Consider the following 7,529-nt stretch of genomic DNA (forward strand, 5'->3'; position numbering starts at 1 on the left):
GTGCCACCCCGAGGGGTGGACTTTTTCAAAGGAACCTCGACCATCCGAAGATGGACGGGGTATCAACTAATCTGGCGTTGATTTTTGGCACGCTGTTGAGTTCTCAAGGTGCGGACGCTTCCTTCGTTCCTGTTTCCAGGCCCTCCGGGCGCTTCCTTCGTTTCCAACCTTACCAGATCCTTTTTCCGTTCCGTTTCCGGTTCGGATTCTGTATCCGGTGGCCTGTTGGCGGCCTTTGCCTTTCGGCGTGTTCACTACTTTAGCCGATTCCCTCGGCGACTCATAATCGAGTCGTTCGAAACGAATTCCGGAATGCCGAAATACGCCCCGTCCGGGGTGATCTTCTGAGGTAGTGGGTGGCCGCTCCGGAGTGCTTGAACAAGCAGGCCGGTTCCTGCGGCTCGGAATACGTTAGGCGTTCGCCCGGCCCGAGTCAAGTCTCCGCTTGCGGGGCTGGTGAGCGCGGTAGGGGCTGACCGTCGGGTCGTCCGCGATCCAGAAGCGCCACGGGTGCGGGGCGCCGTCACCGCCCACTCCCGTACGGGGCCCCTGGCGGATGCGGGACGGCGGGGGCGGGGTGCCGTGGAGGAGGGAGAGAGGGGCGTCCTGGCCGGCGCAGACGTCGGTTCCGTTCAGGGAGAGGGCGACGTCCAGGGCCGTGGCCAGGCGGGCAGGACCCTTGGCCAGTTCGGTGTCCGTGCGGGCCGAGCGGCGGCGGGCGCGGGCATGGTCGGCGCCCGTGATGATCTCGCCCGCGCGCAGCAGCACCCCGCTCGCCTCGCCCTCGGGGCCGCACACCACGTTGAGGCAGTGCCACATCCCGTACGTGAAGTAGACGTACGCGTGTCCGGGCGGGCCGAACATGACGGCGTTCCGGGCGGTGCGGCCGCGGAAGGCGTGCGAGCCGGGGTCGATCGCGCCGGCGTACGCCTCCGCCTCCGTCAGCCGGAGCTCGATCCTGCCCTCCGCGGAGGTGCGCACGAGCGTGCGGCCCAGGAGGTCGCGGGCGACGTCCAGGACGGGGCGGTCGAAGAAGGCGCGGGGAATCGGCGTACGGTCGGGGCTCTCGGTCATGGCGTCCGAGGGTAACGGGGACCGCGGGGGAACCGGCTACGGTCCTGACGCGTATGTAGGGGTCAGGACAGAGAAGGAGTGGAACATGGGGTTCAAGAAGCTGCTGGCGAGCCTGGGTGCCGGTGGGGCGACCGTGGAGACGGTGCTCACCGAGGAGAACGTGGTTCCGGGTGGTGTCGTCCAGGGTGAGGTGCGGATCCAGGGCGGCACCGTCGACCAGCAGATCGAGGGGCTGTCCGTCGGACTGCAGGCGCGTGTCGAGGTCGAGGGCGGCGACCAGGAGCACAAGCAGGACCTCGAGTTCGTCAAGGTGCGGCTGGGCGGCGCCTTCGAGGTGAAGGCCGGGGCGGTGCACGTGGTGCCGTTCGGTCTGGAGATCCCGTGGGAGACCCCGGTGACGTCGGTGGCCGGTCAGCGGCTGCCGGGCATGAACATCGGTGTGACCACCGAGCTGGAGATCGCCCGGGCCGTGGACTCCGGTGACCTGGACCCGATCAACGTGCACCCCCTTCCGGCGCAGCAGGCGATCCTCGACGCCTTCATCCAGCTGGGCTTCCGTTTCAAGAGCGCCGACATGGAGCGCGGTCACATCCGCGGGACGCGGCAGAAGCTGCCGTTCTACCAGGAGATCGAGTTCTTCGCGCCGCAGCAGTACCGGGGCCTGAACCAGGTCGAGGTCAGCTTCGTCGCCGACGAGCGCGAGATGGACGTCGTCCTGGAGATGGACAAGAAGCCGGGTCTGTTCGGTGAGGGCAGCGACTCCTTCCGGGCCTTCAAGGTCGGCCTGAACGACTTCCACACCACCGACTGGGCGGCGTACCTCAACCAGTGGCTCGCCGAGGTCGGCGGCCGCCGCAACTGGCTCTAGGCTCGGTTCGTCAGTACGACGGGCGATTCGAAGGGTTTCGACATGTCCGAGGGCAAGAGGGCGCCCCTGCCGCACGACTTCCATCCGCCGGTGCCGGAGTTCAAGGTGGTGAGCGAGGACGTCGCGCCGGGTGGCGTGCTGAAGGACGCCCAGGTGTACGCGGAGGGGAACGTCTCTCCGCACCTGAGCTGGGAGGGGTTCCCGGCGGAGACCAAGAGCTTCGCCGTGACCTGCTTCGACCCCGACGCCCCCACGGGCAGCGGGTTCTGGCACTGGGTGCTGTTCGACATCCCGGCGTCGGTCACGGAGCTTCCGGCCGGTGCCGGTTCGGGGACGTTCGAGGGGCTGCCGGCGGGTGCCGTGCACGCGCGGAACGATTACGGGGCGAAGGAATTCGGCGGTGCCGCTCCCCCGGCCGGGGACCCCGCGCACCGGTACGTCTTCACCGTGTACGCGGTGGACACCGAGAAGCTCGGGCCGGACGCGGACGCCTCGCCGGCCGCGGTCGGATTCAACCTGCGGTTCCACACCCTGGGCCGTGCGCAGTTGATCGGGGAATACGCCGCTCCGGCCGAGGACTGATCGTTCGCTTGTTGTTTGCCCGCTTCTGGTCTTGGAGAGATCAGAAGCGGGCATCTTTTGTTGCGTGGGAAATTCCGTTGTCCGACCCGGCCGGCCCGGCCATCGTTGATCCAAGCCCGAAGCCCCGCCGGGGGGTGGGGGGCCGGCATACGGGAGGTGGGCAACATGCGGGACACGCTGGTACTCAACGCGAGCTTCGAGCCGCTGTCGACGGTCACACTCAACCGTGCGGTGGTGCTCGTCCTGCAGGACAAGGCCGTCGTCGAGCAGGCCCATCCCGAGCTTCGGGTCCGCGGTGCCGCCGTCGATCTGCCGGTGCCCCGGGTGATCAGGCTCTGCCGGTACGTACGGGTGCCGTTCCGAAGACAGGCCCCGTGGTCGAGGCGGGGGGTGCTGGTCAGGGACCAGCACCGGTGCGCGTACTGCGGGAAGCGGGCGACCACGGTCGATCACGTGGTGCCCCGGGCGCAGGGCGGTGGGGACAGCTGGCTGAACACGGTGGCGTCCTGCGCGGAGGACAACCACCGCAAGGCGGACCGCACGCCCGAGCAGGCGGGGATGCCGCTGCTGCACCAGCCGTTCGTACCGACGCCGGCGGACGCGATGCTGCTGGCGATGCGGGCGGGTGAGCGCTCGGAGCTGCCGGAGTGGCTGGCGAACTCCGCCGCCTGAGACACGTGAGAGGGGCCGGACGGATGGACAGGTGTGCCGCGTGAGGCGCGAGGGCCCGGTGGGATCCCCCGCCCGCGGCCGGTGACGTACGGGAAGGGCCCGTCTCCCCTCGGGGGGACGGGCCCTTCGCGCTACTTGAGGGTGAGCTGGAGGATGGCGACGACGCCGACGGCGATGATCACTCCGCGCAGGACGGTGGGCGGCAGGCGGCGTCCGACCTTGGCGCCGATCTGGCCGCCGATGGCGGAGCCGACGGCGATGAGGAGGACGGCCGTCCAGTCGAAGTCGGCGACGAAGAGGAAGAAGACGGCGGCGACGCCGTTGACGAGGGCGCCGAGGATGTTCTTGACGGCGTTGATGCGCTGCAGGTCGTCGTGGAGCAGCAGGCCCATGAGGGAGAGGTAGAGCACTCCCTGGGCGGCGCCGAAGTAGCCGCCGTACATGCTCGCGAGGAACAGGCCGCCGAGGAGGACGGGGCCGCCGTCGGGGTGGGCCTGGGTGCCGGTCTGTTCGCGGCGGCGCCTGACGGCCGCGGCGATGCGGGGCTGGAGGAGGACGAGGACGAGCGCGAGGCCGATGAGGACGGGCACGATCGCGTCGAAGGCGTCGGACGGCAGGGCCAGGAGCAGGACGGCGCCGATGAGGCCGCCGAGGAGGGCGGCGATGCCGAGGCGCAGGACGCGGCCGGTCTGGCCCTTGAGCTCTCGGCGGTAGCCGATGGCGCCGCTGACGGAGCCGGGGACGAGCCCGAGGGCGTTGGACACGTTGGCGGTGATCGGGGGCAGTCCGGTGGCGAGGAGGACGGGGAACGTGATCAGCGTTCCCGATCCGACGATCGTGTTGATGGTTCCCGCGCCGATGCCGGCGGCGAGGACCGCCAGCGCTTCCCAGATGGACAACGCCATCTCCTCACATGGTCAGTGGCTCGCCTCCCCGCCCCGCGTGCGGCAGGGTCGAGGGGCTCGCACCGATCATGCACGGAGTTACGTGTACGTGTCAGTCAACAGTGGGTTCTTCTCGCCTTTCGGACCCGCTGTCCTTGGTGTTGAAGCCGGGGGCGCCGCCGGGCCCGAGGTTGCCGAAGGCGCCGGAGAGGCCCTTGAGCGCGTCGCCGATCTCGCTGGGCACGATCCAGAGCTTGTTGGCGTCGCCCTCGGCGATCTTCGGAAGCATCTGGAGGTACTGGTAGGAGAGCAGCTTCTGGTCGGGGTCGCCCGCGTGGATGGCCTCGAAGACGGTGCGGACCGCCTGGGCCTCGCCCTCGGCGCGCAGGGCGGCGGCCTTGGCCTCGCCCTCGGCGCGGAGGATCTGCGACTGCTTCTCGCCCTCGGCGGTGAGGATGGCGGACTGCCGGGTGCCCTCGGCGGTGAGGATGGCGGCGCGCTTGTCGCGCTCGGCGCGCATCTGCTTCTCCATCGAGTCCTGGATGGAGGTCGGGGGCTCGATGGCCTTGAGTTCGACGCGGTTGACGCGGATGCCCCACTTGCCGGTGGCCTCGTCGAGGACGCCGCGCAGGGCCGCGTTGATCTCCTCGCGGGAGGTGAGGGTCCTCTCCAGGTCCATCCCGCCGATGATGTTGCGGAGGGTGGTGACGGTGAGCTGCTCGATCGCCTGGATGTAGCTGGCGACCTCGTAGGTCGCGGCGCGGGCGTCGGTCACCTGGTAGTAGATGACGGTGTCGATGTTGACGACCAGGTTGTCCTGGGTGATCACCGGCTGGGGCGGGAAGGGGACGACCTGTTCGCGGAGGTCGATCCGGTTGCGGATCGTGTCGATGAACGGGACGACGATGTTGAGTCCGGCGTTGAGCGTGCGGGTGTAGCGGCCGAACCGCTCCACGATGGCCGCGCTGGCCTGCGGGATGACCTGGATCGTCTTGATCAGGGCGATGAAGACGAGCACCACCAGAATGATCAGGACGATGATGACTGCTGACATCGTGTTCCCCGTGCCCTTCGCTGCCGGTTGTCTGCCGGGTTGCTTTCGATGATCGAGTTTCCCAGATGGCGGAGCGTCATGGGCGAGGTTCGGTCACATGACGACGGCGGTGGCCCCGTCGATCTCCACGACGTCGACCCGGTCACCGGGTTCGAAGCTCTGCCCGGTGTCGAGCGCGCGGGCCGACCAGACCTCGCCGGCGAGCTTGATGCGGCCTCCGTCGCCGTCGACCCGTTCCAGGACGACCGCCTGACGGCCTCTCAGGGCGTCCACGCCGCTGGAGAGCCGGGGTCCGCCGTCGCGGTGGCGGGCGGCGATGGGGCGGACCACCGCGAGGAGCGCCACCGAGACCACGACGAAGACGACCACCTGGGCGACGATGCCGAAGCCGAGGGCGGCGGTCACGGCTCCCGCGACCGCCCCGACGGCGAACATGCCGAATTCGGGCATGGCCGTCAGGACCAGGGGGATGCCGAGCCCCACCGCGCCGATCAGCCACCAGACCCATGCGTCGATGTCCACAGGGTCATGGTAGGGGCGGGCGGGGCCTTCCGGACAGGGCGCGGGCGGCTGTGCGGGACGCCGGCGCGGGCGGGTCACTTCAGGGGCAGGCCGTGCGCGGTCCACCGCTCGCCGACGCGCTCGACGAGGAGCGGAAGGCCGAAGCAGAGGGAGAGGTTGCGGGAGGTGAGCTCGGTCTCCATGGGGCCGGCGGCGAGCACCTTGCCCTGACGGATCATCAGGACGTGGGTGAAGCCGGGGGCGATCTCCTCCACGTGGTGGGTGACCATGACCATGGAGGGGGCGTACGGGTCCCGGGCGAGGCGGCCGAGGCGGCGGACGAGGTCCTCGCGGCCGCCGAGGTCCAGGCCGGCGGCGGGCTCGTCGAGGAGGAGGAGCTCGGGGTCGGTCATCATGGCGCGGGCGATCAGGGTGCGCTTGCGCTCGCCCTCGGAGAGGGTGCCGAACTTGCGGTCCAGGTAGTCGTTCATGCCGAGGCGGTCGAGGAAGGCCTTGGCGCGCTGCTCGTCGACCGGGTCGTAGTCCTCGTGCCAGGTGGCGGTCATGCCGTACGCGGCGGTGAGGACGGTCTGCAGGACGGTCTGGCGCTTGGGCAGCTTCTCCGCCATGGCGATGCCGGCCATGCCGATGCGGGGACGGAGTTCGAAGACGTCGGTGCCGACGCCGCCGAGCTTCTCGCCGAGGACGGTCGCGGTGCCCTTGGTGGGGAAGAGGTAGCTGGAGGCGATGTTGAGGAGGGTGGTCTTGCCGGCCCCGTTGGGGCCGAGGATCACCCAGCGCTCACCCTCCTTGACCGACCAGGAGACCTCGTCCACCAGAGCCCGTCCGTCGCGGACCACGGATACGTCCACCAGCTCCAGTACATCGCTCATGAGCGCGTTGTCTCCCCTTGCGGTCGAGTCGTGTCGTCGCCATGCGCCGGTGGGCGCGGCGTCCAGGGGAAAACCTACGTTATCGGTGGGGCGGCCCGGTCCCTAGGGCGTGCTTGGAGCGCCTGGGGACCGCTCGGAGTCCCTACTCTGGTGGGATGTTCTCGGAACCACGCTCAGGACGTCTGGCCGCCTGGGGCAATGCGCTGCTGGCCGGGGCGGTGTCGCCGGACGAGGCGGCGTCGGCCGTTGTAGGGGAGGACGCGGTGCACCGCGTGACGGGGCTGCCGGGTGAGCCGGTCCCGGTGGGGCTGACGCTGGCCCTGGGGCGGCTGCGGCGGCTCGGGGTGACCGGGTGGCGGGTGGCGCTGCCGGCGCCGGGGCACCCGCTGGGGCTGAGCGGTCCGCCGGAGTTCAACGCGCGGGCGCTGGAGGCGGAGGAGGCGGTGGTCGGTTTCGGCGCGCCGTACGGTCTCGTGCCCGAGGTTTCGGAGGTCGGGCCCGAGGGTGACCGGCACGTGGAGGTGGTCTGGCACTGTCTGACGGTCCGGGAGGCCCCGCCGGCGGACGTCCCCTCGCTCGGCGAGGCGGAGCGGGAGCTGGCGGAGGCCCTGCGGGAGGCGACGACGGTCCTGACGCGTCTGGACGTGGCGGCCTCGGGTCCGGCGGCGGACGTGGCACGGGAGGCGTACCGGGCGCGGTCCGCGGCGGGAGGCGAGGTGCTGGCGCCCGGTTATCCCCCGCGGGCGGTCCGCGTCCTGGAGCTGGCCCGGCGGATCGGTCTCCTGGTGGATCTGGCGTACGGCCACGGCCACGGGGGCGCGGTCAGCGCCTCGGAGATGGCGGCGCGGGGGGCGGCGCTGCGGCCGGTGGAGCGGGTGGCCCGCCGGGCGCAGGTCGCCGCGTACAACTCCTATGTGGAGGAGAGGGAGCGGGAGCGGGGGTTCTGACCGCTGCCGGCGGCGGGGAGGCCCGGCGCCGGGCGTACGGGGAGCGGTGTCTGT

Annotated in this window: 9 protein-coding genes; 4 read left to right on the forward strand and 5 right to left on the reverse strand. The window is 70.3% G+C overall.

What is annotated here, in order from left to right:
- Window positions 1-411: 411 nt before the first annotated feature.
- Window positions 412-1,074, reverse strand: coding sequence for a DNA-3-methyladenine glycosylase (locus tag RIF68_RS20195; protein WP_309052692.1), 663 nt, complete (start codon window positions 1,072-1,074; stop codon window positions 412-414).
- 85 nt (window positions 1,075-1,159) lie between these two features.
- Here RIF68_RS20195 and RIF68_RS20200 point away from each other — a divergent pair, with 85 nt between their 5' ends.
- From RIF68_RS20200 to RIF68_RS20210, 3 genes are all read left to right on the forward strand, one after another.
- Window positions 1,160-1,942, forward strand: a complete 783-nt coding sequence (locus RIF68_RS20200) for a sporulation protein (RefSeq protein ID WP_309052693.1) — start codon at window positions 1,160-1,162, stop codon at window positions 1,940-1,942.
- Between the two features lie 42 nt (window positions 1,943-1,984).
- Window positions 1,985-2,524 (forward strand): YbhB/YbcL family Raf kinase inhibitor-like protein, encoded by a 540-nt coding sequence (locus RIF68_RS20205; protein ID WP_309052694.1) that lies wholly within the window; start codon window positions 1,985-1,987, stop codon window positions 2,522-2,524.
- A 165-nt stretch (window positions 2,525-2,689) separates the two neighbouring features.
- Window positions 2,690-3,196 (forward strand): HNH endonuclease, encoded by a 507-nt coding sequence (locus RIF68_RS20210; protein ID WP_309052695.1) that lies wholly within the window; start codon window positions 2,690-2,692, stop codon window positions 3,194-3,196.
- Window positions 3,197-3,327: 131 nt separating this feature from the next.
- Here the strand turns inward: RIF68_RS20210 and RIF68_RS20215 are convergent, their stop codons facing one another.
- The 4 genes from RIF68_RS20215 to RIF68_RS20230 form a co-directional block, all read right to left on the reverse strand.
- Window positions 3,328-4,101: a sulfite exporter TauE/SafE family protein gene (locus tag RIF68_RS20215; protein ID WP_309052696.1), complete on the reverse strand. Its 774-nt coding sequence runs from the start codon at window positions 4,099-4,101 to the stop codon at window positions 3,328-3,330.
- A gap of 91 nt (window positions 4,102-4,192) precedes the next feature.
- Window positions 4,193-5,134, reverse strand: coding sequence for an SPFH domain-containing protein (locus tag RIF68_RS20220; RefSeq protein WP_309052697.1), 942 nt, complete (start codon window positions 5,132-5,134; stop codon window positions 4,193-4,195).
- A gap of 93 nt (window positions 5,135-5,227) precedes the next feature.
- The gene (locus RIF68_RS20225; RefSeq protein ID WP_309052698.1) at window positions 5,228-5,656 is read right to left on the reverse strand and encodes an NfeD family protein; all 429 of its coding nucleotides are present in this window, start codon (window positions 5,654-5,656) and stop codon (window positions 5,228-5,230) included.
- Window positions 5,657-5,730: 74 nt separating this feature from the next.
- Window positions 5,731-6,528: an ABC transporter ATP-binding protein gene (locus RIF68_RS20230; protein WP_309052699.1), complete on the reverse strand. Its 798-nt coding sequence runs from the start codon at window positions 6,526-6,528 to the stop codon at window positions 5,731-5,733.
- Window positions 6,529-6,683: 155 nt separating this feature from the next.
- On the opposite strand from RIF68_RS20230, the gene RIF68_RS20235 reads away from it, so the two are divergent.
- Window positions 6,684-7,475 carry a hypothetical protein gene (locus RIF68_RS20235; protein WP_309052700.1) on the forward strand — a complete coding sequence of 264 codons (792 nt, stop codon included), beginning with the start codon at window positions 6,684-6,686 and terminating at the stop codon, window positions 7,473-7,475.
- Window positions 7,476-7,529 lie beyond the last annotated feature (54 nt).

The sequence above is a fragment of the Streptomyces sp. genome, assembly GCF_031178505.1.
Taxonomy (GTDB): domain Bacteria; phylum Actinomycetota; class Actinomycetes; order Streptomycetales; family Streptomycetaceae; genus Streptomyces; species Streptomyces gulbargensis.

Excerpts from the sequence above, each read along its gene's own strand:
- RIF68_RS20195 (WP_309052692.1), bottom strand. The coding sequence starts at position 1,074 with ATGACCGAGAGCCCCGACCGTACGCCGATTCCCCGCGCCTTCTTCGAC.
- RIF68_RS20200 (WP_309052693.1), top strand. The coding sequence starts at position 1,160 with ATGGGGTTCAAGAAGCTGCTGGCGAGCCTGGGTGCCGGTGGGGCGACC.
- RIF68_RS20205 (WP_309052694.1), top strand. The coding sequence starts at position 1,985 with ATGTCCGAGGGCAAGAGGGCGCCCCTGCCGCACGACTTCCATCCGCCG.
- RIF68_RS20210 (WP_309052695.1), top strand. The coding sequence starts at position 2,690 with ATGCGGGACACGCTGGTACTCAACGCGAGCTTCGAGCCGCTGTCGACG.
- RIF68_RS20215 (WP_309052696.1), bottom strand. The coding sequence starts at position 4,101 with ATGGCGTTGTCCATCTGGGAAGCGCTGGCGGTCCTCGCCGCCGGCATC.
- RIF68_RS20220 (WP_309052697.1), bottom strand. The coding sequence starts at position 5,134 with ATGTCAGCAGTCATCATCGTCCTGATCATTCTGGTGGTGCTCGTCTTC.
- RIF68_RS20230 (WP_309052699.1), bottom strand. The coding sequence starts at position 6,528 with ATGAGCGATGTACTGGAGCTGGTGGACGTATCCGTGGTCCGCGACGGA.
- RIF68_RS20235 (WP_309052700.1), top strand. The coding sequence starts at position 6,684 with ATGTTCTCGGAACCACGCTCAGGACGTCTGGCCGCCTGGGGCAATGCG.